The following is a 23,935-nucleotide window of genomic DNA, read 5'->3' as shown; positions in this document are numbered from 1 at the left end:
AAGAAACCCTGAAATTATTGCGTATACGGGCACCCTTTGCAGGAGGCTTTGATTGTCTTGCCCTGAACGGTCACGAAGTCGCTCGCGTCAGGCCCTAATTTGTGGATTGGCAGTCCCCTTGTCGTTCTGGCCTTCAATGCTTAAAACAAAAGCCTATGAGGGAGGGGACATATGAACTTTGTTGAAGCAGGTCAGTTAAACGTTGCGTACAAAGATGTTGGCGAAAAATCGGGCATTCCCACTCTTCTCCTGCACGGCTTTCCATATGACGTGCATAGCTACGATGATGTCTCCACCATTCTGGCGGATCACGGCCATCGCTGCATCATCCCTTACCTGCGCGGCTATGGTCCCACCCGGTATCTTTCCCCTAAAACACCACGTTCAGGCCAGCAAGGCGCGCTGGCTTTTGACCTGCAGGCGTTGTTGCAGGCACTGGACATTCCCCGTGCGATCCTTGCTGGATATGATTGGGGAGGACGGGCGGCTTGCATTGTTGCAGCGCTATGGCCGGAGAAGGTGAGGGGGGTGGTGAGTGGCGGTGTGGCCTACAACATCCAGAATATACCGGCGGCGAACCGACCAGCTTCACCAGCTGATGAACAACTCTGGTGGTATCAGTATTACTTTCAAAGTGAGCGCGGACGTGCTGGTTTGCATGAGAACCGTGAGGAACTGATCAGATTGCTTTGGCAGCAATGGTCTCCAACATGGAACTTCTCTCAGAATACCTTCCAACAGACCTGCGAGAGTTTTGAGAACCCTGACTTTGTGGAGACCGTCATCCACTCCTACCGCCACAGATTTGGACTGGTTGCGGGAGATCCCGCCTTTGAGGCAATCGAGGCGGTGCTCGCTACGCAGCCAAAGATCACTGTGCCAACCCTCGCGTTGCTTGGAGTTGATGACGGCGTAAGCCCGCCGCGCCACAGCCAAGGGCATGAAGCGAACTTCAGCGGGTTTTATGAGGCTCGTGTTGTAAAGGGAGCAGGCCATAACCTGCCTCAGGAAGATCCCGAGGCATTTGCCGCTGCGGTGATCGAAATAAGCGACCGTACCAAGGGTTAGCACTGCCTTTGCAGTGAACCGCTCTTTCCAACAGCTCGGGATCAGGCTGCTGACAGGGCCAGTGCGTCCAGCTCTTCAAATGGCAAGCCAACATATTCTTCTGCCAGTGCGCGTTGATGGGTTTCGTTTTGCAGGAGCAGTTCGTAGCTGTTTTGTTGGATCTTGGCGTCAAACTCATTCATGTCGGGGAACACATGCATCAGCTGGGTCATGCGCCAGGAAAAATTCTCTGAACTCCATACGCGGCGCAGGGCCAGCTCGGAGTAGCGCTCCAGATGGGCGGAGTGGTTTTTCTTGATCTGCTCTACCAGTCCGCGTGAGAGGTAGAACACATCAGAGGCTGCCAGATTAAGCCCCTTAGCTCCCGTTGGCGGCACGATGTGCGCTGCGTCGCCAGCAAGGAACATACGTCCGTATTGCATGGGCTCAGCCACGAAACTGCGCAGTGGGGCGATGGATTTCTCGATGGAAGGGCCGGTAACAATCTTTGAGGCGACGTCCTGCGGGAAGCGGGCAATCAGCTCTTTCCAGAAGCGATCGTCCGACCAGTCGTCGATGCTATCTGTTAGCGGGCATTGGATGTAGTAACGGCTCAGCAGGGGATTGCGCTGCGAGGCCAGTGCAAAACCGCGCTCGTGATAGGCGTAGACGAGATCCGGTAGTGGTGGTACTTCCGCCATGATGCCGAGCCAGCCAAACGGGTATGCGCGCTCATAGGTCTTCAGAATATCGTCGGGAATGGTCTTGCGGCTGACACCATGGAACCCATCGCAGCCGGCAATGTAATCGCAGTCCAGATGATAAGCCTGCCCATCCTTCTTGTACGTCACATAGGGCGCGTCTGAGGTGACGTCATGCAGGGCCACGTCTGTCGCTTCGTTGATGACATTGCCGTCAGCCCGTTCGCGGGCGTCATAAAGGTCCTCGGTGATTTCGGTTTGGCCGTAGACCATCATCTCTTTGCCGGTCCACTTCTTCGTATCAATGAAGTGGCTCGGGAAACCCTGCCGTGTGATCCAGGAGCCCTTTTTGCTCTTGCCGTTTTTGTCCATACGTTCGGCAAGGCCGTAATCCCGCAGCAGCTGAACCGTGCCGGTCTCCAGCAAGCCAGCGCGGATGCGGGACAGAACATAGGCTTTGCTGCGCTGTTCCAGAACAACGCTGTCCACGCCGTTTTCACTAAGGATGTGAGAGAGCAATAAACCAGCCGGACCTCCGCCGATAATCGCAACCCGGGTACGATCTTTATGGTGGCTCATAATACATTCCTTAGGTTCAAAACATCTGACGAATTGCGGCAATCAGGATGTGCGCTCGGACAGATGAATATGGGACTGAACACACGGCTGAATTGAGTTCAGTGTTACTGGTTATGATTGCTATGTAAAATTGATTTATCGGCAGAATTTATAGCGAAACTGTTATTGAAATGCGACCATTTAGCTGTTCTCGCAAGTGGCCCTGCCAGAACAGCCAGCCCATTGCGTCTAAGAAAGCACCCTTGGCAACCACAGCGTTAATATCGGGAAGCTGACCAGAATAGTAACGCGCACCAGTTCTGCTCCGAAGAAAGGTAGTACACCCTTGAAGGTCTGGCTCATTGGAATGTCTTTTGCCAATGCGGAGATGACGAACACGTTCATTCCCACTGGTGGCGTAATAAGGCCTAGTTCGACAACGATCAGCGCGAGAATCCCGAACCAGATCTTTAGGTCCTCGGTGCTCATACCATAACCTGAACCATCAGCCATCTGATACAGGCCGCCATTCAATTCCATTAGTACAGGCCAGAAAAATGGAATGACCAGTAACATCATGGACATACTGTCCATAAGACACCCAAGGACGATCAATGCCAGCAGGATCAGGATCAGCACGGTCATGGGTTCCAGACCGGACCCCGCAATCCATGCCGCTGTTTCCTGTGGGAGGCCAATGCGGGACATGAAGATCTTCAGCAGTTCTGCCCCGAGCAGGATCAGGTATATCATGCCGGTAGTGGAAGCCGTTTCCTTTAGTGCTTCAATCATGTCGCTCAATGACAGATTACGTTGAAGCAGGCCGAACACCATCACAAGAAACACACCCACCGCAGCAGCTGGAGTCGGATTGTAGAGCCCGAAATAGATGCCACCGATGACAAGTCCGAAGACCACTAGTACTGGGAGTACACCGAGCGTGGCAGCGAGAAACTCTTTTCGTGAATCGACACCGCCAGCAGGGCCGGAGGAAGGGCTGACCAGCACGTAGAGTGCTATCACTATTATGAATAATAGAACGGCCAAAAGACCGGGAATGAACGCAGCAACGAAGATAGTAACGATACTGGCTTCCACGATAACTGCATAGATGATTAACAGCACGCTTGGGGGAATCAGAATGCCGAGAACGCCGCCAGCAGCCAACGTGCCTGTGGCAAGAGCGCCAGAGTAATTGTAGCGTTTCAGCTCTGGTAGGGCGACCTTGCCCATGGTGGAGGCGGTTGCCAGCGAGGAGCCGCACACAGCGCCAAACCCTGCGCAGGAGGCGATGGCCGCCATGGCTGTTCCGCCTTTCATCCAGCCAAGCCACGCATTTGCTGCCCGGAAAAGTGATTGGCTCAAACCCGTTTTTGAAGCAAGCGCGCCCATCAGAACGAACATTGGAATGACGGCAAGATCGTAAAGCGCGAACTGCCCGTAGGCCAGTGTTTTCAACTGATTAAGCAATATCGCCGGGCCATTGACCAATGCAATTCCAACCCCACCAACGAGCATCATGGCGTAGCCAATAGGGATACGGATAACAATGAGGAGCACCAGAACGGCGAGGGCACCAACGCCCATGGAAAGACTTGCTACCATCAGGTTTTTCCTCTCAACTCTCTGGCATTTTCACTCAGTGTGATGAGCGCGCCGATGCTCAGAAGGAAAAGTGATATCAAAACAGGAATATAAGCGTACCAAATGGGGATCTGCAGAATAGTGGTGGTGTATTCGTATTCCCGTTGATCGGACATACCGTAGTACATGCGCCATAAAAGCAGCAGGCCAAATCCAAAGGCGATTATGGATGCGATCAGGGCGAAGAAAGCTTTCAAACGCGGTCCGGCTTTGCTGGTGAAGATGTCTGCAGTGACATTGGAATCAGTGATTTGGCAGAAGGGCAGAAAGGAAAACACTGCGATTGCTACGCCAATCTCGGTGAGCTCCAAATCTCCGGGAAAAGGAGAGGACCACATATTACCCAGTGTGGAGTAGATGTTTACTGCGACCACGGCCAACAGAACCACGCCGCCGGCCAGTGCCCATACAACAATTATCTTTTCGAAAGCACCGGCAATGCCGGTGCGTCCGAGTTTTTGAAAGGCTCCCATCGCTACTCACTGTGCTTGGAGATCAATGCCTGTGCTTTGGCAACCAGTTCAGTGCCATTAATGCCCTTTTTAGATACTTCTGAGGTCCATCTGTCGACGACCGGGACCAGAGCTTCTTCGAAGGCGTCTGTTTCTTCTTCAGTCAGAGTGATGTGCGTATCGCCAGAGTCTACGGCGATACCGATACCAAAGTCATCGGCTGCACGCCAAATGTCGCCAACTTGCCCCCACCAATCAGGACCGGAGGCGTCGCGGAAGGCGGTTTGAATATCGGCAGGCAGGCTTTCCCAGCGGCCTTTATTCATGGAAACCTGGAAGACTGAGGTGCCGAAGCGTGCGTTGCCTGCACCTTCAATCTGGAAGTCTGTCTGTTCATGGATCTTCAGCGGTGGGATGATTTCCCAAGGAATGAATGCAGCGTCAATCACGCCTTTCTGTAGAGCAGTCGGAAGCTCTGGAGCCGACATCGCGGCGGGTGAGGCACCAAGCGCTTCAATCACCCATGCGCCGGTGCGCGATGGTGTGCGGATACGCATGCCTTCAACATCTGCCGGACTGCGGACTTCCGTATTGCGTGTGTGGAGCCCGTTCCCCGCATGCACGTGCAGGAACATGACCTCAAGGCCGCGATAATCGGCCTGAAGGTCGTCCGCGAACATATCGTAGAGCGCCAGGTTTGCCGCGCGCGGATTGTCACGATACACGAACGGTAGTTCCATGACTTCGGTACGTGGGAACAGGCCTGGTGTGTAACCGTTCAGCGTCCAGATCAGATCGACAACACCGTCACGTGCCTGACTCACCAGTTCTGGCGGGCGACCGCCCAATGACATGGATGGAAAGATCTCGATTTTGACCTGACCGCCGGAATTCTCTTCAACGGTCTTAGCCCATGGCTCTAACATCGCAGTCTGCGCCGGTGCGTTTGGGCTGAGAAAGTGGTGGAGTTTAAAAACATATTCTGCAGCACCTGCCATGGAAACACTAGTAAGCAGAATTGCAGTCGAGGCGCAAAGGCCTTTGAAATTGCCAAGCATAAGTATGTGACCTCCCTAAAGAATGGTCGAAATGAAACAAGCCTCTCTGATTCTGCTACTTGGGGCAGTCTCAGCTCCCTAAGGCTGTGAAATTCATAACCATGATCCAGTTGACCCACCAAGCAGATTCTTGGAAGTGACCACTGTGATTTAGGAGAATTACATATGATTTTCAAAATGAATAATGAAAAATACCGTGTTAATTATGTCGATTTGGGTATCAATGTGCACTCCGGGAGCATGATGCTCTAGTTGTCATGTGCAGGCTTCTTCTCCTGCTCGCTCAATCTCATCAGAATGTCCGCAAAGCATTGTGCTCCACTGTCCAGCGTCTCGTTTGCGCGCATGTTGAGGCCGACAGAGCCGAGGGTTGCACGTGTATCAATGGGAAGCTCCACAAACTGACCGCTCTCGATCTCGCGGGCGATAACGCCACGGGAGATAATCCAGATTGCGTTATATTCCTGAGTAAAGGCTCTGCCAAAGGAATCTGAAACAGTTTCGATTGCCTGATCTGGTTCGGGAATGCCGTGCTCGATGAAGAGGCGGTCTACAAACGGGCGAATAATCGAGGCGGCAGAGGGTATGAGGACAGGGTAACTGTCCATTTCAACGACACTGATCTGTGGCTTGCCAGCCAGTGGGTGGTTTTTATGGACCGCGAAAACGACTCTTTCGCGAAAATGGGGCACGAAGACCAGTCCCTGCATGTTTTCGGGCGCAGGTAGGCGGCCCATAACCAAATCCAACTCACCGTGCCGGAGTTGCTCAAGCAAAACGTGGTTCTCACCCGTTACGATATGAAGACGGTTGCGCATGCCCGTATCAAGGAACGCCTTGACCGCCTGCGGTATAAGAGAGGCAGCAACGGTGGGCAGGGCGCCGATCCGCACCATGGGGCCGTCACTATGGCTGAGCTGAGTTAATGCATTAATGCCATTGCGGGCGGCTGCCAGACTGGTGCCTGCATGACGCAGGAAAACTTCCCCGTAGTGGGTGACACGAATTCCGCGACCGTCTTTCTCAATCAGGGGCTGACCACAGATTTCCTCAAGCTCGCGTATGGTGCGCGTAACGGCGGGTTGCGTGAGATGAAGAACCTCGGCAGCACGGCTTACGCTGTTCTGGCGCGAGACCTCAACAAACGCTTCCAGATGTCTGAGCTTTAACCTGCGTAGATTATTCATAGCGATCTCATTATGATTTTTCCGAATAATATCATTATTCATTTTGAAACAGGTATGCAATCAAATCAATTGTAGCGGGATGCGCATGCACCTCATTGAATTAAACAGGTATGCAACCAATGCCATTGTAGGGGGTGCGCATGCACTTCATTGAATTAAACGCGACCACTCTTCACTTTAAAAAGACCAATGGTGCCTCAGCGGCGCCAGCGCTTGTTCTTGTAAACTCATTGGGAACGGACTTTCGCATTTGGGATGAGTTTTTGGCTCATCTCGGGCATCAAGGCGAAATTCTGGCCTATGATAAACGCGGACATGGGCTTTCTGGTGTTGGTGACGCGCCTTATTCCATTGATCTGCATATGCGCGACCTCGCTGCGCTGATGGACAGTCAGGGCATCAGCGATGCGGTGATCTGTGGTGTTTCTGTCGGCGGAATGATCGCGATGGCGTTGCATGCGGCCCGACCTGATCTGGTGAAGGCGCTCATCCTGTGTGACACCGCACCGCGTATTGGTGACGTAAAGACTTGGCAAGACCGCATCGACATTATTGACGCAAACGGAATCGAGGGCATTGCCGATGGTGTAATGTCACGCTGGTTCTCGCCTGAGTTTTTGAAGACGCAGCCAGCGGCGGTTGCCGGATATCGTAATCTGGTGTGCCGTACGCCTTTGAAGGGATACCGTGGCACTTGCGCAGCTATTCGTGACGCTGATCTAACTTCTCAGGCCGCGCAAATTGACGTGCCGGTTCTGTGCGTTGGCGGGGAGGATGACCAATCCACGCCGCCGGATCTGGTTGAGGGTATGGTCAACCTCATTCCAAACGCCAAGTTTGAGCGGATCTCCAGCTGCGGGCACATCCCAAGCCTTGAGCAGCCCGAGTATCTGGCCCATTTGGTCCGGCAAATGATATCGCGCTGCCCAACCAAGATTGACCCCGATGAGCAATGCCAAAGCGAGATCTACAAGCAAGGCATGCAGACGCGTCGCAGGGTGTTGGGAGATACCCATGTCGATACCGCCGAGTTTCAAAAGAGCAGTTTTGATAAGCCATTTCAGGAGCTTATCACCGAGGCGGCTTGGGGCCATGTATGGTCCAGACCCAGCTGGACGTTGCGAGAGAGGTCCATTGTAACTATTGCGCTTCTCGCTGCGTTAGGGCATCTGGATGAGGTAGCCATGCACGCGCGGGCTGCAAAAAACACCGGGGCAACACGGGAAGACATAAGCGAAGCTCTGCTGCACACCGCGATTTATGCTGGTGTGCCAGCCGCAAATAGCGCCATCAAAACCGTAAAAAATGTGTTCGCACAGCTTGATGCGTCAGGGGAGTGAGATGAGCAAGCCAACGACCAACGCTGGTCCGTTCTTTCCGCGAGATCGGAACTGGCATCCCAAAGCAATGTCACCCGGTTATAAAACAAGTGTATTGCGGTCTCCGCAAAAAGCACTTCTGTCCTTTGGAAATACAATCAGCGAAACCACTGGCCCGGTTTTCGGGCACAACATTATTGGTGAGCTGGATCATGACCTGATACAGAACTACGCCAAGCCCGGTGAAAGTGCGCAGGGAGAGCGTATCATCGTGCATGGCCATGTGCTGGATGAAGAAGCCAGAGCTGTGCCAAACGCGCTGGTGGAAGTCTGGCAAGCCAATGCAGGTGGCCGGTACCGTCACAAAAAGGATGGCTATCTGGCCCCGCTTGACCCCAATTTTGGCGGGTGCGGGCGCGTGATCACCGATGAGAACGGCTATTATGCCTTCCGCACGATCCGCCCCGGTCCGTATCCATGGCCCAATGGGGTGAATGATTGGCGTCCGTCCCACATCCACTTCTCGCTGTTCGGCTCCGGCTTTGCACAGCGCCTGATTACGCAGATGTATTTTGAGGGCGATCCGCACATCCCGCTTTGTCCGATTGTGAGGACCATCAATGATCCGGCTGCCATTGAAATGCTGGTTGCCAAGCTGGATATGAACCACACCGTGCCAATGGATGCCCGCGCCTATCGCTTCGATATTGTGCTGCGTGGCCGCCGCTCGACCATGTTCGAGAACCGGATGGAGGGCAATTGATATGACCAAGCTGGAGTATCTGAAAGAAAGTCCGAGCCAGACCGCAGGTCCATACGTTCACATCGGCTGCACGCCGAACTTCGTCGGTAACACCGGGATCTATAAGGAAGATCTTGGTGTGCGCATGGTGAACGCAAAAACCAAAGGCCAGCGCATCACGGTTAAAGGTCGCGTGTTTGATGGCACCGGAGCGCCGATGAAAGATGCCATGCTGGAGATCTGGCAGGCAGACGGCGAAGGCCTGTTCAACAGCCCCTCGGAAACTCGGGGCAAGGCGGACCCATACTTTACAGGTTGGGGACGTCAGCCCGTTGATATGGAAACCGCTGAGTTCTGCTTTGAAACCGTGAAACCGGGAGCTGTGCCGTTTCCCGATGGCAGGTCGCAGGCACCGCATATCAACTTCTGGATTGTTGCCCGCGGCATCAATATTGGCCTGAACACGCGCATGTACTTTCCTGAAGAGGAAGAGGCCAACGCGGCTGATCCGGTGCTTGGCCGTATTGAGCATCGCATGCGTGTGCCAACGCTGATTGCCAAGCAATCCGGCGATAAATACACCTTTGATATTCATATCCAGGGTGACAACGAAACCGTCTTCTTTGATATCTGATGGATCCGTATGGCTGACTTTATTTCTCTGAAAGATGCGGTCAAGAAACACCTTAAAAGCGGCGATATGGCCGCTTTTGAAGGCTTCACGCACCTCATCCCCCATGCTGCCGCCCATGAAGTCATCCGGCAGGGTATTGATGAACTCACCATCGTGCGTATGACGCCTGATCTCATTTATGACCAGCTTGTCGGCATGGGTCTGGTGAAGAAAATGATCTTCTCCTATGCGGGCAATCCGGGTGTCGGTCTGTTGCGCCGCGTACGAGATTCAATTGAGCACGGCTGGCCCCGTTCCATCGAGATTGAAGAACACTCCCACGCAGCGCTTGCCAATGCCTATGAAGCCGGTGCTGCGGGTCTGCCCTGCGCGATCTTTCGCGGTTATCTGGGTACAGATCTTCAACTCGTGAACCCGAATATCAAGAGAGTAAGCTGCCCGTTCACCGGTGAGGAGTTGGCCGCTGTTCCTTCGATCCAGCCGGATGTGGCTTTTATCCATGCGCTCAAGGCTGATCGGAAGGGTAATGTGCTGATTGAGGGGATCCTGGGTGTGCAGAAGGAAGTGGTGCTGGCAGCGAAGCACTCCATCGTGACCGTTGAGGAAGTGGTTGATGTGCTGGATACGCATATGAACGCCTGCATCCTGCCACATTGGACGGTCTCTGCCATTTGCGAAGTCCGCGGCGGGGCCCATCCCTCCTATGCGCAGGGCTATTACGGCAGGGACAACAAGACCTACATCGACTGGGATACGATTGCTGCGGATCGTGATAAATTTCAGGCTTGGATGGACGAAAATGTGCTGAAACAGGGACCTGAGGTCTTTGCTGGCCGCATCAAGGGACTGGAGGTGACGTCATGAGCACGCAAGACTTTACGCCCGACGAGATGATGGCCATTGCAGCGTCCCGTGCGCTGAGCAACACGGATGTGTGTTTTGTGGGTATCGGCGCCCCGTCAGCCGCCTGCAACATCGCCCGTTTGACCCACGCACCCGATATCACGCTGATTTATGAGAGTGGAACCATAGGTACCGCGCCTGATGTGCTGCCGCTTTCCATTGGAGATGGTGAGCTGTGTGATACAGCGCTGACGACAGTACCCGTGCCCGAGATGTTCCGCTACTGGCTGCAAGGTGGCAAGATCACTGTCGGTTTTCTAGGGGCAGCGCAGATCGACCGCTTTGCCAACATCAACACTACAGTCGTTGGTGATTATAACAAGCCAAAGGTTAGACTACCCGGTGGTGGTGGTGCTCCCGAGATCGCCTCATCCTCTCAGCAAGTCTACATCACCATGAAGCAGAGCACGCGCGGGTTTGTTGAGAAGCTGGACTTCTTCACCTCGTTTGGGCACGGGGAGGGCGGTGACCACAGAGAGCGCATGGGCATCCGCACACAAGGCCCAACCCTGCTGATTACCGATCTTGCGATTTGGAAGCCCGATCCTGTTACCAAAGAAATGACTGTGGTCTCTCTTCATCCGCGTACGACGAAAGAACGGGTGCAACAAACCGTGTCTTGGGCTGTACGTTTCAGTGATGATTTGCAGGAGACCCCTGCGCCGACTGAGGAGGAACTGTCTGTTCTGCGTGAACTAAAAGCGCGAACAGCGGCGGCGCATGCGGGTAACAGAGTGGAGACGGCTTGATGCCAGAGGCATTTATTTGCGATTACATAAGAACGCCAATCGGGCGTTATGGGGGGGCGCTGTCTTCTGTTCGGGCGGATGATCTGGGCGCGTTGCCAATCAAGGCACTGATGGAACGCAACCCGACGGTTGATTGGGAAGCGGTTGATGAAGTTTACTACGGCTGTGCCAACCAAGCCGGAGAGGACAACCGCAACGTGGCCCGCATGGTCGCGCTGCTGGCAGGTCTGCCAGTTGCTGTTCCCGGGACCACGCTGAACCGTTTGTGCGGTTCTGGTATGGATGCGGTTATTGCTGCTTCGCGCGCGATCAAGACTGGCGAATGTGATCTGGTGATTGCTGGCGGTGTTGAATCCATGTCGCGCGCACCTTTCGTGATGCCAAAGGCGACCACAGCGTTTTCCCGTGCCAACGAGGTGTTTGACACCACCATTGGCTGGCGTTTTGTAAACCCGAAGATGAAGAAACAATTCGGCATCGACAGTATGCCGGAGACCGGCGAAAATGTTGCCGAGGATTTTGGTATTTCCCGCGCCGATCAGGACACCTTTGCGGCGCGCTCGCAGGCCAAAGCCGCAGCTGCGCAGGAAAATGGCCGCCTTGCCAGGGAGATCGTTGACGTGACGATCCCACAGCGTAAGGGAGATCCGATCATCGTATCTGCGGATGAACATCCGCGTGCCGGAACCACCGCTGAGAAACTAGCAAAGCTGCCAACGCCATTTCGTGAGAATGGCAGCGTGACAGCGGGCAATGCGTCTGGCGTCAACGACGGTGCAGCCGCGCTGATCGTTGCTTCTGCTGAGGCGGTCAAAAAGTATGGCCTGACCCCGATTGCGCGTGTGCTTGGCGGTGCGACCGCTGGCGTTGAACCACGCATCATGGGCATCGGTCCGGCACCGGCTGCAAAAAAACTCTGCGCACGGTTGAACCTGCAACCCTCTGACTTTGACGTGATTGAACTGAACGAAGCTTTTGCAAGTCAGGGTATTGCTGTCTTACGCGATCTGGGCTTGGATGAAAGCGCAGCGCACATTAACCCGAACGGCGGCGCAATCGCACTGGGCCATCCACTGGGCATGTCCGGCGCACGCATCACTGGAACGGCTGCGTTGGAACTGAGCCTTCAAGGTAAAAAGCGCGCGCTTGCCACCATGTGCATTGGTGTTGGTCAAGGCATCGCAATTGCTCTGGAAAGGGACTGATGTGAGTGTGAGCCTTTTCACTGACCGGATGTGGAGCGGATTGTTTGGAGATGAGGAGGTCCAACAAGCCTTTGCTCTTGAAACAACTCTGGACCGTTATCTGGCCTATGAAGTGGCTCTCACCAACGCCTTGTTTTCCCATGCACTTATTTCAGTAGAAGCGAAAGATGCGGTGCTTGCGGGCTGTAGAGATTTCACGCCCGATATCGAAGCGCTTAGCGCCGGGGTTGCCCAAGACGGTGTACCGATCCCGGCCTTTATCAGGCAGCTGCGTGCTGGCATTGCTGAGCCTTATGCTGTGGAGTGCCACAAGACATCCACCAGTCAGGATGTGATGGACACCGCGCTGGCTTTAGCGCTGAAGGATGTCTCCGCCATCTTGCTGGGGCACCTGTCAGGTGTACTTGATGCGCTGAAAACACTGAAGAGTGCGAATGTAGATCGCATGCTGATGGGCAGAACGCGCATGCAGGCTGCTCTGCCCATAACAGCGGGAGACCGCATCACAACATGGATTGAACCGCTGAAGCGACATCAACAAAGGCTGAGTGATGCCACTGAGCTGGTTGCTGTGCTGCAATATGGCGGACCGGTTGGGAACAGCAGCGGACAGGGCAAACCTACTCAGTTTATTGCCGCTGAAATGGCTGCGGAACTGGAGCTGCAAGTCACCCCAAACTCGTGGCACACGCAGCGGGACAATCTGGTCGGCTACGCCAATGTCCTTTCCATGATTTCAGGCAGTCTTGGTAAGATGGGTGCCGACATCACTCTGATGGCGCAGCAGGGTATCGACGAGGTCAAGCTGTCCGGCGGAGGAGGGTCCTCTGCCATGGCGCACAAGCACAACCCCATTAAAGCGGAACTTCTGGTGACGCTTGCCCGCTACAACAGCAGTCAGATCTCCGCTATGCACAGCACACTGGTGCATGAACAGGAACGGTCTGGTGCAGCATGGGCGCTGGAATGGATGGTCCTGCCGGGAATGTGCATGGCAACGGCAAGCGGTCTTCACAGCGCACTGCAGCTTTTGCAGCAAATAGAGTGGATTGGAACGGCCGTAAGTGATTAACTGACCTGATCAAATTTGACAGGGAGGTTGAGAATGGCCAGTCGCACTGAAGCAATCCAGCGGGCGGAAACTTACTTCGATAGCGGCGCATTCCTCACTGACTTGGCCAGACTGGTGGCAATACCCACGGAAAGTCAGGAGCCTCGGCAAAAACCGCAGCTCATGCGTTATCTAAAAGAGGAGATGCTGCCGCTTCTGGAGCATCTCGGTTTCAAACCCCAGATCTTTGACAATCCAGATCCGGCTGGTGGCCCATTTCTGTTTGCGGAACGTATTGAAGACCCGAGCTTCCCAACAATTTTGACCTACGGCCACGGCGATGTGGTGCTTGGGCAGGCCGGAGAGTGGATCGGCGGTAGAGATCCGTTTGTTCTGGAAGAAGATGGCGAGCGTATCTACGGACGCGGTACGGCAGACAATAAATGCCAGCATCTCATCAATCTGCATGCGCTGGGGTGCCTTTTGGAGGAAAAGGAACAGCTTGGTTTTAACTGCAAGGTGATCCTTGAAACCTCTGAGGAGACCGGCTCTGCAGGCCTGCAGGAGTTCTTTGAAAAGAATAAGGAGATGCTGGCGGCAGACGTGCTCATTGCCTCTGACGGCCCTCGTTTGCAGGCGCATACACCAACTGTTTTTACTGGAGCGCGTGGGGCGCAGACCTTCACGCTTCAGGTTAATCTGCGCGAAGGAGCAAACCACTCCGGCAACTGGGGCGGGTTGCTTGCAGATCCGGCGATCATTCTTGCCAATGCGATTTCTTGCGTGGCGGACAAGCGCGGGCAGATCAGGATTCCGAGTTGGCGTCCCACCAGCCTTACACCGGATATTCGGGAAGCACTCAGCGAACTGCCCGTAGGCGACAGTCAGGGCCCGGCAATCAATGAGGACTGGGGCGAAGAGGGGCTTACCCCGGCAGAGCGCGTGTTTGGTTGGAACTCCTTTGCTGTACTGGCCATGAAAAGCGGCGTACCGGACGCGCCCGTAAATGCCATTGATGGCTCTGCATTCGCCGTTTGCCAGCTGCGCTATGTGGTTGGGACTGATGTTGATGGTCTGCTCCCGTCATTGCGCAAGCATCTGGATGAAAACGGGTTTGAAAACGTGGAGGTAACGCAGGAAGAGCGTGGCTTCTTCCACGCCACCCGCCTTTCTCCGGATAACCCGTGGGTGCAGATGGCGATGGCCTCTCTGGAACAGACCAGCGGTAAGCGCCCCCATCTCCTGCCAAATCTTGCAGGTTCACTGCCCAATGAGTGCTTCGCCGAAACTCTGGGCCTGCCCACGGTTTGGGTACCGCACTCCTATGCAGGCTGCTCCCAGCATGCCCCCAATGAACACATCCTGAAGCCAGTCGCACGGGATGCCCTGCGAAATATGGTGGCGTTGTTTTGGGATATTTCAGAAAATGGAGCGCCCGCTTGAGTGGTTTGACGTCTGGCGGTGCAAGATATGGGGGATTGGTCTGCCGAAAACCCTCATGATTTAAGGAGCTTACGCAGAATTTTTGATCAGGCAGTGGAGAAATCAAATTTCTTTGAAAAAAATGCATTTGCCTGCTGGACAGACGAAATCTGGCACCCTATAAGACGCTCACCTCAGCGGGGCACAGCGCCCAACGCGACAGGCCCGGATAGCTCAGTTGGTAGAGCAGCGGATTGAAAATCCGCGTGTCGGTGGTTCGAATCCGCCTCCGGGCACCACAATTCCCCCTTTTAAATCAATGTGTTAAAATTTCTGAATGTTTATATGGTGGGCTTACGTGCCAAATTAGGGGACGTTTTGCTCGATATTTTAGGGGACATAAATTTCATTTGTGGGATACCTGCGATAGGCGATTTGTAATCTCTCTCAGAGGAGTCGATTTTTGCAGTTAGCTTATTGAGTACGAGCGTTAGCATGTCTCTCACTTCTGAATGTTGTGCGTAGGGGGAAAGCTATGAAGCATCAATTAAGGCGTAAAGAACGAAATCATAATGAGTTTTGCCCTGTGATTTGCCCCGTGTTTTAAGCTCTTGGCGGCGACCTATTCCCGAACATTGAGAAAAAATTGGTGCAGCTGACTTAGCTTGCCAACTGGCTGTACTAACGACTAACTGACTTCTGCAACCCGTTAGTCGATTGTATTGAGTTTTTAGTAGCCAGCGTGCACGTCACAACTGTGTCTAAGAAACATTCAAATGGCAAAGACTACGCTTGCGAACTAATATGGCAAACAACTGCGAAAATTATCCAGATTGATAATATGTAGCACTTGCGACGTATGCCTTACCTCCTATAGGTTGTCTTTCGGCGAATTACGACTCAATTTGGAGGCCTAATATTTTTGTCCGGACATTCATTTGAGTTTCTAATTGATGATACGCTTGCCAATGTTACTTCGGTTCCCCAGCTTACCAGCATAGTTAATAAACGCGTGCTAAGCCTAATAAATGACTTTGAGGATGCAGAGTGGCGCTACTCAAAGTTCCAAAGTTATTTATGGGATAACATTGCTCAGACTGCTCTGTCGGCGACGGAGCGATCTGCCCTCATTGACCAGAATTACACAAGTCTCGTTGCTGCCGCTCAGAATTTACGGCTCACGGACCGTGATAATATAGGGCAGGGCAGCGAGATCGCGGAAGTTTTTCTGTACGGATTAATGCGTCATCGATTTGGGGCGCTACCAGTAGTTCCTAAGATTTTCTATAAGCAAAATGTGCAGGACAATGCAAAGGGTGCAGATAGCGTTCATATCGTCGTAGAGGGGGATGATTTTACTCTGTGGTTTGGTGAGGCAAAATTTTACAACTCAATTGCCGACGTTCGTTTGGACTCTATCGTTGCTTCGGTTATTACCTCACTTTCGACAGACAAACTGAAGAAAGAAAACGCAATTATTACCAGTTTGTCTGATCTTGATAGCCTTCATATGGACCCGCAGCTTCTCAATAAAATAAAATCTGCGTTAAGTAATAGAGAGTCTATTGACCAACTAAAGCCAAGGATCCACATTCCAATCCTTGTCCTGCACGAATGCTCGACAACGTCTCATGCGAATGAACTGACTGATACTTACAAAGCCGATATCGCCGCGTTTCACAAGGGGCGCGCCGACGCCTATTTTATTAAGCAAAAGGCAAAATCTGGACAGGTTCACAAGTATGAAGACCTGAATTTTCATATAATTCTTTTTCCAGTTCCGAACAAAAAGAAAATCGTCGACGCATTTGTAAAAGCTGTCGCCTTTTATAAAGAGCAAGCTTGATGGATATTTTTGATACTTGTTTTGAGATAAACGATCTCTTGTCGATGCAAAGCGAAGTTGCAGGTAGAAATCTTCTGATACGTTTGCTTGCCGATCTCGATCGCACTAAGCAGGAGTATCCGCAGGTCGTGAATCATATGATTCGCGCAACTGGCTTGTTTCCATACTTGCGCCTCGAAAATGCTTCGTGGGATCAAAGGTATGTCCATCAAGCATACGAGGCGGATGTTGGTCGAGGAGTGGCTACACTGCATCGTGAGCAGTCGAACGTCCTTGCTAAACTTTTGGACGGTAAAAATATTGCAGTAAGTGCACCTACAAGCTTCGGAAAAAGTTTCATCATCGATGCGTTTATCGCGGCTAAGCGCCCAGATAATGTGGTGATAATCGTCCCGACGATCGCCCTGATGGACGAAACACGCCGCCGACTATTCAAAAAGTTTTCAGAAGAATATACAATTATTACAGCGCCTGATACGCGACTCGCGGATAAGAATATCCTCATCTTTCCTCAAGAACGTGCTTTTGGATACCTCCCGTTACTCGAGGTGATTGACCTGCTCGTTGTTGATGAGTTTTATAAAGCGAGCCAGAAACATGACCCTCAGCGAGCTCCCTCACTTGTTAAGGCAATCCTTAAGTTATCCAAGAAGGCTAATCAGAGATACTATCTTGCTCCAAATATCAAAGAGCTGGGCGAAAACTCCTTCACTCGTGACATGGAATTTCTGGAACTGTTAGACTTCAATACGGTCTATCTCGACATCAACGAGCCCTACAAAGAACTAGGTGGTGATGAAGTCAAAAAAGGGGAAAAGTTGATTGAGCTTATTTCCCGAGATAGTCAGAAAACTCTGATATACGCAGGCACATACACTGAAATAAACAAAATCTCGGACCTTGTTACTGAGCATATGCCTATCCGAGATTCTATTTATACCAGCAGTTTTGCTAGATGGCTTCGACAGAACTACCAGTCGGATTGGGTGCTGGCTGATCTAGCTGATCGAGGAATCGGCGTTCATAACGGCAGCATGCATAGATGTCTTAGTCAACTTCAGGTAAAATTATTTGAGTACGAAGATGGTTTCGACAGCATCGTGTCTACGTCTTCAATTATCGAGGGCGTGAACACGTCTGCGCAAAATGTTGTAATTTGGAGGAGCAAGCTAGGCGGAAACAACCTCACGGACTTCAGCTATAAGAATATTATTGGGCGTGGCGGTCGGATGTTTAAGTATTTCGTTGGAAATATTTATCTTTTGGACGCGCCTCCCAAGTCGGAGGAAACCCAACTAGAGATTGAGTTTCCCGACAAAATCCTCGGCACATTGGACGAGCATCAAGATGCGGATCAACTCACAGAGTTGCAGCTTGAACGCATAATTGAGTTTCGAACACAAATGTCCTCGATTGTTGGAGCTGAAAACTTCACACGTATCAAGCGAGAAAACCTACTGCAAGATAGTGATGCAGATTTCTTACTTCGTCTGGCTATGGATATGAAGGAAAGTCCTGAAGAGTGGCGCGGCTTCGGATATCTAAATTCTAAGAACCCTCAGGAATGGGACGCCATGCTCTACAGAGTTCTTAAACTCAAACCCGGGAACTGGGATACTCCATACAAGAAACTTGTGACCGCAACTAAAGCTATTTCAGATAATTGGGGCACTGACCTTTCAAAGATAATTTCGTCCCTCAAAGACGACGGGATAGATATTGAAGAATTTTTCAAACTTGAACGAACCGTAACCTTCAAGTTGTCAGCCCTCCTTAGTGACACGAACGAGCTTCACAAGATGATCGTCGATCCTACAATCGATATTTCGGCTTTCATCGGTAAAATGAGTCGAGCATTCTTGCCTAGCGCGGTCTACCACCTTGAGGAATATGGCCTGCCGCGCATGATTTCGAGAAAAATCCACACGTCTGGATTGGTCAACTTTGAAGAACCCAATATGGATCTAAGCCGAACGCTCGAACGCTTTAAGGAAGTTGGAGTAAACGCGGTATCGAAGATAGAGACGTTAGATCTATTTGATCGCTACGTGGTCCGGTTCTTCTTCGACGGGATTACGCCAGACGAAGAAATGACAGGAGGGCATGCGCACTAAGCGCTATGCCCGATCTATATTCGTCGTATGGATATTATGCTTATGGCCTAATTTATGTAGGCTTGCTCCTCGTCTAGGTTTGGTTCTTTAAAAAAGCTGCACAGGGGCGCAGTGCTACTGCGGTCCAGTATGCCTTTATCTTCTCAGGAGATGGTAGGTGGACTGATGCAAGTCAGGCCAATGGGTTGGAGAGATCCCCATTCTTGGTGCATATCGCTGTTTGCTCCGAACATCCAAAAAAGGGACGTAAGATGAGGAGGAGTTTTCTGGTGTGGAGGATTTTGTCGAGTAGCATTTGCGATGTGGGCACATCGAACTACGGACATTTGCATCGATCACGGCTGTATTGGAAACTCCGCAACTAAGAAATGCTACGGTGGGATTAGTCTTCGTCAAGGATTGCACGGGCGCGGGATTTGGCATTCTCACGGTTTTTCATTTTTTTGTACTCCTCATCTAGGCGGTCCAGTATAGGTAGATAGCGGTCGCCGAAACGCATAACCACTTTGGCGGCAACTTTCCTAGCCATCTTTAAGTCCTCAAGTGTTACAGGTTTATCCATTTTTGCGCTTCCAACAATTGTAGGTGTTGTGGTTTTAGAAACCCCAGTTTTTATTGTGAGGTGAAAAGCAGTAATATGATGTGTACTGCATGTAGTAAATCAAAAATAGATGGTTTTTCTGTTGAATTCATAGTTCTGTGTACAAAAAAAGTCCGCTGTTTAGGGGACATTAAAAAAAATTATGTTTTCTATACTTATATTTTTGGGATAAGGTATGTTATTGACCTTACGTAGCTTTATCTTTACTATGTGCAACTGCCATAAGTCATATTATCGACAAGAATTGCGGATTGAAAATCCGCGTGTCGGTGGTTCGAATCCGCCTCCGGGCACCACTCTTCTTCTTCAAAATTGTTAGATACAAACTACGCAGATGATCTGCTTGAAGGTTTGGCAGCTCTCCTGCGCGGCTTGACACGTTTGCGCCAGTTTCTGGCTGGATTATCCCGCCTTTATGTCAGGCGGGATCTTATCCAAGTCGGTGAGGTTCTGGGGAGCAGGTCAACTATGGTCGACCTTCCAGAATAATGTTTGTTGGTGTTTCAGTTGCTCGGCGGACACTGGTAAAGCCACCGTCCTTCAAGACTTTGGTTAGTCTGGCTTCGCCGGCCTGCGCGCCCAAACCATACTGCCCTTCCTGAGAGAGGGAGGCAGGAAGACACACGACAGTTGATCCGGAATAAAAGATCTGATTTATCGGGCCCATGTTGTCTGCAAGGGTGTCACCTGCTGCGGGCTCAACGACCATGAACGTACCATTGGGCTTGAGGGCACTTTTGATATGTTGTGCGGCGCCTATCGGATCTCCCATGTCATGTAGTGCGTCAAAGACGCATGCGAAATCAAAATCTGCTTCTTCGAAGTCCTGAGCGCGGGCAACAACAAATTCGATGTTAGTCAGATTTTCGTCCCGAGCCTTTTGACGTGCTGCCTCAATAGAGGGAGCGTGAAAGTCAATGCCGACAACCTTGGAATTGGGATAGGTTTTCGCCATCAGGATTGAGCTGGAGCCGAGACCGCAACCGATGTCGGCGATTTTCCCACCCGATTTCAACTGCGCTTCAACACCGTCAAGAGCTGGGATCCAGTTATCAATCAGGTTTGCGTTGTAACCGGGGCGGAAGAACCGGTCGATAGAACAGAAGCAACACGTGGACTGATCACTCCAGGGACGCCCTTTGCCAGATTTGAAAGTCTCAACGGCTTTGTCGTAGGTTTCGTAGATAGAAACGATGTTCTCGAAGAATCCCTGCAAACAAGTTGGTTGCCCTTCTCTTGTAAACACGGTTGCTTGTTCTTCGTTCAAGCTGAACTTATTTGCGTCCTTGTCGTAGTCCACATAACCGGCAATCGCGTTTGCGCTAAGCCATTCGCGTAAGTATCGCTCATTCAACCCCGTGCGCTTTGCTAAGTCCTCAGAAGAAAGTGGGCCTGCCCCATCCATAGCGGCGTAAACGCCAGCTTGGTCTCCCAAATACGCCATCAACACTGCAAGTGCACCAGCCGCATCGTGCATAACTTTTTCGGTTAGTGCTTCCAGTTTCTTGGAGTTAAGTTCCGTCATGTTCACCCATCCGGTTTTCTTGTTTGATTAAAGGTCTTCGTGGAGGTGTTTTGGTCTATTCTCAGTAAAAGCGCTCAAAGCATAAGTACGAGACTCTGGAAAACATGACTATTAATGTAATTGGTGCAAACGTAGACTTAATGTGTTGATTAAGTAATTATTATTTCTGTTGTCTACTTTATTGGTGCTTATCGCAGGAATGTTTGTGGATACCCCCAATTTGACTTAGAGAAAATTGCCTTGCCGGTCTTATCTCTATGTTTTTCTTCGGGATATTTGCGTGACGAATGCAAGACTTGTCGGGGCGTGTCTTCAGTGTCGCCAGCATATGCATTCTGGATCACTATTTCTTGAAACAAACTGCGATCATACGGTTGCTTCAGCCTACGCTTGCATCTGCCGGCAGCGAGGTGGGGTAGATGAGGGATAGGTGCTGTCTGGTCTTTTCCGCAGAAGGTGGTTGGCAACGGAAACCGAGATGACCATCCGGCCGGATGATGCACAGGTTGGGCTCATTGCTGCACAAGCGTTCATGGAGTTTGCCTGTGCTATCTTTTACCACACCTGCGGGCTGGTTGGTTTGCGCAGCGTCTCCCGTCACGACGAGTGCGGCAGTTTCAAATCCATTTGGACTGTTGCTGCGAATGGTCTTCAGCAATTGCAAGCCTTCAGAAACCTGCGTGTGGTCCGCATCTCCAAGTAAGATGAAGAGGCTGGGGCCGAGCCCTTTCAAAAGCTCATAAAGGCGAACAGACCCCTTGTCGCAAATCAGGTCATCAACATCGCCAATGCGTGCGCCCAGTGCTGTGTAGTAGGGGGAGTAGCCCGGGTTGGAGCCAATCTCCGCTGTGATGGGGCTTTGGCTGTAGGTGAAGGTAATTTCCATCTCGGCTACAGCAAACTTTTTCTGATTCCCGTCCTTATGGAACTCTTCGACCAACTCATCGCGTTTGTCGGCGTTCTGGGGGAGCATCCAGCTGTAGACTTCCTTGCCGGTTTCGACAAACTCGTCCCCGATTTGCCTGCGCTCTGCATCGTAGGAATCGAGAAGTGCTTGTGAGCTGTTGCCCTTGACAATTTCTGCCAGCTTCCAGCCAAGGTTGTAGGCATCGTGCAAGCCACCATTCAGGCCGCGACCCTCAGTGGGGTTTGAAATATGTGCGGCATCACCGGCGAGAAAGACACGTCCCTCACGATATTTCTGTGCCAGGCGCGATCCGGACCTGAAGATCTGCGGTTCCCCGGCATTTATCAGCTGCCCTTCTGGGCAAATGTAAGAAAGCCGTGTGTTGATTTCAGCAAGTTGGTCGTTGCCCGTCGGGCGCGGCCAAAGGTAAACGCGGAACCGGCCTTTGCCCAGTGGAACCGCAAAAACGCACGGCGGCTGCAACTGCACACAGGCGTTGTTTATCGGATACTGCCAGTTGGCAAGTTCTCCGTCGATGACTGCCCATTCCTCGGGGTAGAGCGGGCCAACGAAGTTCATGTCTATTGCCTGGCGCACAGCGCTGTAGTGCCCATCTGCACCCACGACCCATTTCGCAGTCTGCTTATGGGTCCCTTCTTCCTTAGACTTGAGGGTCACAGTGACCTGACCCTCGGACTGTTCAAGGTCAAGTAACTCTACGCCTCGTTTCACCGTTCCTGATAGTGCCTCAAGCTTTTGTGTCAGAAGCGCTTCGGTGTCTTCCTGCGGTAAGCTCACGAGATAAGGGTAGGGCGTATCCAGCCCTTGCTGGCTGTAAACCGTCGTAATAAATCGCTTGTGACCGAGAAAGAAGTTGGTTGCCTTGATCTCCAATCCGCGCTCAAGGAACCGCTCGGCGAGATCAAGGTTCCATAGGATCTCCATCGTCCGTGCTTTCAGAGCGACAGAGGCGCTTTTGCGGTTGGCTGTGGGTTTGCGGTCAATCAGCTCGAAAGATACCCCCCGGCGAGCCAGCTCAATGGCAAGTGTCAGCCCGGTCGGGCCCGCACCGACGATAAGAACGTCTGTCTCAGAATTTATTGCGCCAGTCATTTCGCTTGGTTCATCCTTAAAAGCATGTCAGGGGGAAGTTACCTTAGGTAAGTAAATATCTGTATGACGGCAAAAAAGGTCAGAAAATGGGCAGGTGCCGGATAGGGTAAGCTGCAGTCTGTAGTGAGATTTGGTGTTGATAGAACCATGCGTGCCGGTTTTCGCCTTGAACTGATCAAACTGCAGCTCCAGCATGCTGCCCACAACTTTACCGGATGCCTGCGGAAGAGGATCAACTTGCTCCATATTGAGCAGACCGAGCGGGCTCCATAACCAATTTTGGAAAAGGGACAAATTTTGAAAGTTCAGGCGTTATGGCACTATCCGATTAAATCCCTGCTTGGAGAAACTCTGCAAAAACTTGAGGTTAACGAGAGAGGCGTAGTTGGAGACAGGCATTTTGCAATCGCCAATGAGCAGGGAAAATTCGGTAGTGGCAAGAACACGCGGCGCTTCAGGCGCATTGACAATCTGCTCGCCTTACGCGCTTTCTCGAGTGGAGACAGCCTGTCGGTTGGCTTTCCGGATGGGCGCCGTGTTGATGTTCACTCCGAAGACATCAACGGGCAGCTGACCGAGTTTCTTGGTCAACCGGTGGCGATTGTGCCTGAGCAAGACATCCCGCATTTTGATGACGGCCCTGTACATCTGTTGCTCTCTTCAGAACTGGCCAAGTTGCAAAGTCTCGTTCCAGATGCACGGGTGGATGAGCGCCGGTTCCGCTCCAACATCATTCTGGATGCTCCGGAGCATGCTAGCGATGGTGATCTGATTGGCAAGGTGCTGACAATAGGCGAGGTTCAGCTGGAAGTGACCCACAAGACCGAGCGCTGCAGAATGGTGACCATCGAGCAAGACGACCTGAAGTTTGAGCCTGAAATCCTGAGGCCGATTGCGCGGGAGTTTGATGTGAATTTTGGTGTCTACTCCAAAGTTGTGCGGACGGGTGCTATCGAAGTCGGGCAAGACGTGATTATCTCCTAGGACACTACCGGACACTCGAAGGGTTCGCCGGTCGGACACCGCCTCAGAAGGACCACGTTTTTGTCATTCCTAACTGACGTAGATTGGACTGGCCGGTTCTGTGTGTCTTGACTGTTGTCTGATGCGGCGTGAGGGTACTGTGGTGCGTCAAAATAGTTGCACTCAATGATTTG

General features: G+C 51.9%; 21 protein-coding genes and 2 tRNA genes. 14 read left to right on the top strand and 9 right to left on the bottom strand.

Annotated features, from left to right (window positions below; genetic code table 11):
• The first annotated feature begins 171 nt into the window (after window positions 1-171).
• A complete protein-coding gene (locus IE076_RS15990) occupies window positions 172-1,068 on the top strand; it encodes an alpha/beta fold hydrolase (protein WP_189437794.1) in 897 nt (298 codons plus the stop codon).
• A gap of 41 nt (window positions 1,069-1,109) precedes the next feature.
• On the opposite strand, the gene pobA is transcribed toward IE076_RS15990, so the two are convergent.
• The 5 genes from pobA to pcaQ all read right to left on the bottom strand — a co-directional run bounded on the left by pobA (window position 1,110) and on the right by pcaQ (window position 6,647).
• Window positions 1,110-2,327: a 4-hydroxybenzoate 3-monooxygenase gene (gene pobA, locus IE076_RS15985; RefSeq protein WP_189437793.1), complete on the bottom strand. Its 1,218-nt coding sequence runs from the start codon at window positions 2,325-2,327 to the stop codon at window positions 1,110-1,112.
• Between the two features lie 228 nt (window positions 2,328-2,555).
• Window positions 2,556-3,911 carry a TRAP transporter large permease gene (locus IE076_RS15980; protein ID WP_189437792.1) on the bottom strand — a complete coding sequence of 452 codons (1,356 nt, stop codon included), beginning with the start codon at window positions 3,909-3,911 and terminating at the stop codon, window positions 2,556-2,558.
• A complete protein-coding gene (locus IE076_RS15975; RefSeq protein ID WP_189437791.1) occupies window positions 3,911-4,423 on the bottom strand; it encodes a TRAP transporter small permease in 513 nt (170 codons plus the stop codon). The genes IE076_RS15980 and IE076_RS15975 overlap by 1 nt, the downstream gene beginning before the upstream one ends.
• A gap of 2 nt (window positions 4,424-4,425) precedes the next feature.
• The gene (locus tag IE076_RS15970) at window positions 4,426-5,460 is read right to left on the bottom strand and encodes a TRAP transporter substrate-binding protein (RefSeq protein ID WP_189437790.1); all 1,035 of its coding nucleotides are present in this window, start codon (window positions 5,458-5,460) and stop codon (window positions 4,426-4,428) included.
• A 248-nt stretch (window positions 5,461-5,708) separates the two neighbouring features.
• Window positions 5,709-6,647 carry a pca operon transcription factor PcaQ gene (gene pcaQ, locus IE076_RS15965; RefSeq protein ID WP_209009187.1) on the bottom strand — a complete coding sequence of 313 codons (939 nt, stop codon included), beginning with the start codon at window positions 6,645-6,647 and terminating at the stop codon, window positions 5,709-5,711.
• 140 nt (window positions 6,648-6,787) lie between these two features.
• On the opposite strand from pcaQ, the gene pcaDC reads away from it, so the two are divergent.
• From pcaDC to IE076_RS15910, 11 genes are all read left to right on the top strand, one after another.
• A complete protein-coding gene (gene pcaDC / locus IE076_RS15960; RefSeq protein ID WP_189437788.1) occupies window positions 6,788-7,987 on the top strand; it encodes a bifunctional 3-oxoadipate enol-lactonase/4-carboxymuconolactone decarboxylase PcaDC in 1,200 nt (399 codons plus the stop codon).
• Window positions 7,971-8,729, top strand: a complete 759-nt coding sequence (pcaH, locus tag IE076_RS15955; protein ID WP_189437787.1) for a protocatechuate 3,4-dioxygenase subunit beta — start codon at window positions 7,971-7,973, stop codon at window positions 8,727-8,729. The genes pcaDC and pcaH overlap by 17 nt, the downstream gene beginning before the upstream one ends.
• A gap of 1 nt (window position 8,730) precedes the next feature.
• Window positions 8,731-9,342 carry a protocatechuate 3,4-dioxygenase subunit alpha gene (gene pcaG, locus IE076_RS15950; RefSeq protein WP_189437786.1) on the top strand — a complete coding sequence of 204 codons (612 nt, stop codon included), beginning with the start codon at window positions 8,731-8,733 and terminating at the stop codon, window positions 9,340-9,342.
• Between the two features lie 9 nt (window positions 9,343-9,351).
• The gene (locus IE076_RS15945) at window positions 9,352-10,206 is read left to right on the top strand and encodes a CoA transferase subunit A (RefSeq protein WP_189437785.1); all 855 of its coding nucleotides are present in this window, start codon (window positions 9,352-9,354) and stop codon (window positions 10,204-10,206) included.
• The gene (locus IE076_RS15940; RefSeq protein ID WP_189437784.1) at window positions 10,203-10,994 is read left to right on the top strand and encodes a CoA-transferase subunit beta; all 792 of its coding nucleotides are present in this window, start codon (window positions 10,203-10,205) and stop codon (window positions 10,992-10,994) included. The genes IE076_RS15945 and IE076_RS15940 overlap by 4 nt, the downstream gene beginning before the upstream one ends.
• Window positions 10,994-12,199, top strand: coding sequence for a 3-oxoadipyl-CoA thiolase (gene pcaF, locus IE076_RS15935; protein WP_189437783.1), 1,206 nt, complete (start codon window positions 10,994-10,996; stop codon window positions 12,197-12,199). Before IE076_RS15940 ends, pcaF begins: the two co-directional genes overlap by 1 nt.
• A 7-nt stretch (window positions 12,200-12,206) precedes the next feature.
• A complete protein-coding gene (locus IE076_RS15930) occupies window positions 12,207-13,271 on the top strand; it encodes a 3-carboxy-cis,cis-muconate cycloisomerase (protein ID WP_209009186.1) in 1,065 nt (354 codons plus the stop codon).
• A gap of 33 nt (window positions 13,272-13,304) precedes the next feature.
• Entirely contained in the window at window positions 13,305-14,693 is a 1,389-nt protein-coding gene (locus IE076_RS15925; protein WP_189437781.1) for a M20 family metallopeptidase, read from the top strand.
• A 202-nt stretch (window positions 14,694-14,895) separates the two neighbouring features.
• Window positions 14,896-14,971 (top strand) — tRNA-Phe (locus IE076_RS15920).
• A gap of 623 nt (window positions 14,972-15,594) precedes the next feature.
• Complete coding sequence (locus IE076_RS15915; RefSeq protein ID WP_189437780.1) at window positions 15,595-16,518, top strand: HamA C-terminal domain-containing protein; 924 nt, start codon at window positions 15,595-15,597, stop codon at window positions 16,516-16,518.
• A complete protein-coding gene (locus IE076_RS15910) occupies window positions 16,518-18,632 on the top strand; it encodes a DEAD/DEAH box helicase (RefSeq protein ID WP_189437779.1) in 2,115 nt (704 codons plus the stop codon). Before IE076_RS15915 ends, IE076_RS15910 begins: the two co-directional genes overlap by 1 nt.
• 382 nt (window positions 18,633-19,014) lie before the next feature.
• Here IE076_RS15910 and IE076_RS15905 read toward each other — a convergent pair whose 3' ends face one another.
• Entirely contained in the window at window positions 19,015-19,194 is a 180-nt protein-coding gene (locus tag IE076_RS15905) for a hypothetical protein (RefSeq protein WP_189437778.1), read from the bottom strand.
• Window positions 19,195-19,451: 257 nt separating this feature from the next.
• On the opposite strand from IE076_RS15905, the gene IE076_RS15900 reads away from it, so the two are divergent.
• A tRNA-Phe gene (locus IE076_RS15900) sits at window positions 19,452-19,529 on the top strand.
• Window positions 19,530-19,699: 170 nt separating this feature from the next.
• On the opposite strand, the gene IE076_RS15895 is transcribed toward IE076_RS15900, so the two are convergent.
• The 3 genes from IE076_RS15895 to IE076_RS15885 form a co-directional block, all read right to left on the bottom strand.
• Window positions 19,700-20,758 carry a class I SAM-dependent methyltransferase gene (locus tag IE076_RS15895; RefSeq protein ID WP_189437777.1) on the bottom strand — a complete coding sequence of 353 codons (1,059 nt, stop codon included), beginning with the start codon at window positions 20,756-20,758 and terminating at the stop codon, window positions 19,700-19,702.
• 379 nt (window positions 20,759-21,137) lie between these two features.
• Entirely contained in the window at window positions 21,138-22,778 is a 1,641-nt protein-coding gene (locus IE076_RS15890; protein ID WP_189437776.1) for an FAD-dependent monooxygenase, read from the bottom strand.
• Between the two features lie 27 nt (window positions 22,779-22,805).
• A complete protein-coding gene (locus IE076_RS15885; RefSeq protein ID WP_189437775.1) occupies window positions 22,806-23,024 on the bottom strand; it encodes a hypothetical protein in 219 nt (72 codons plus the stop codon).
• Between the two features lie 51 nt (window positions 23,025-23,075).
• On the opposite strand from IE076_RS15885, the gene IE076_RS15880 reads away from it, so the two are divergent.
• On the top strand, window positions 23,076-23,762 hold the full coding sequence (locus IE076_RS15880) for an MOSC domain-containing protein (protein WP_189437774.1): 687 nt from the start codon (window positions 23,076-23,078) through the stop codon (window positions 23,760-23,762).
• The last annotated feature ends 173 nt before the right edge of the window (window positions 23,763-23,935 follow it).

The organism is Pseudovibrio japonicus, from assembly GCF_014651595.1.
GTDB lineage: Bacteria > Pseudomonadota > Alphaproteobacteria > Rhizobiales > Stappiaceae > Pseudovibrio > Pseudovibrio japonicus.
This window is presented reverse-complemented; position numbering and strand designations above follow the sequence as displayed.